This window comes from Ruminiclostridium papyrosolvens C7 (assembly GCF_000421965.1).
In the GTDB taxonomy this organism is placed as follows: Bacteria; Bacillota; Clostridia; order Acetivibrionales; family DSM-1351; genus Ruminiclostridium; species Ruminiclostridium papyrosolvens_A.
In genome coordinates, this window is record NZ_ATAY01000051.1 from 1 (window position 1) to 1,091 (window position 1,091).

The 1,091-nt window shown below is 56.3% G+C and carries 1 pseudogene; it reads right to left on the bottom strand.

The window, feature by feature from the left end:
• Positions 1 to 7 precede the first annotated feature (7 nt).
• Positions 8 to 1,091: pseudogene (locus L323_RS40830) on the bottom strand (ISLre2-like element ISTco1 family transposase); the annotation flags it as partial.

The window sequence follows — 1,091 nt, forward strand, 5'->3', positions numbered from 1 at the left end:
TTTGCCGTTATCCGCGAAGTGCTTTGAGTGCCATACCCGTTGTGCTGCTTTGCTTCGGTCCTTGCAGCATGCGAATCATTCCAGCGATACAACCCTTGACCGGTTGCGTCACGTTCTTGAGCAATTGCCGCATGTTTATCGACTGCTGCGGCGTTGCCTGCTTACTCGCTTGTCCTTCAACCGTTCTTACCACCGTGCCCGCTTCTTGAATCCTCATCATCGTCCTCAGCATCGCCCTGACGCCTCGCTCACTCCAACTGTACCCGCCACGCTTCGTCCGCTTGGCGAATATACGCATCTGCGATTCCGCGCTTCCCATCGGGCGCATACCGCTTGTGTCGATCCCCTTCGCCTGGAGTGTTTTTCGGTAGTCGTCCAAATGCTTCTCATGCCGCTTTAGAAATCTTTTATACGGCTTCCAATCCTTCCGGTTCTCTTCCGCTATCTCTTGCTCCGACACGCCTTCCAGGACCGCCATAAGCGCGGCTGCATCCTGTTTGGCCAAAGACCGTCTCACTCTCTCCCACACCTGCGGCAAATGACCGACAAAGCGTTTCAAATCACGCGCCACATGAAAGCGGTCCAGCATGTACAGACATTGGTGAAAGTAGGATGTACATTCCCCGATCCACGCCGCGCCGTCTCCGTTCACCACAAGCCACGTGTTCTCGTCGATTTCGTAACGCTCCACCAGAAAGTCCCCGAACCCTTCCCAGAAGTCGCCGCCGCTCGTATGCAGGTAATGCTGTTTGTTCTTCAGCTGTACCCGCTTGCCGTTCTTCTCCCAGCCTTCGTGTACGACTGCAATTGCGTTCTCCATCCCGCGCTTTTTGCTCCGCTGCAGCTTCGTGTACAGCCCATCCACTTCCACGAACAGCACGCGGGCAGCGCGCCGTTTCACCGCTGGCATCGGCTGTTGCGCACGCTCCATCAGTTTTTCCCTGATCGCTTGGTGGCTCAGCACATTGTAGCCCAAAAGCTGCTCCAGCCGCTTTGCGCTGTCCCGGTACGACGGTCCTTGGCTTGGCGAATGCGATGGCTGTCTCTTCCAAATGCGGACTGACTTTCCCGCGCCCTTCGAATTGCAACAG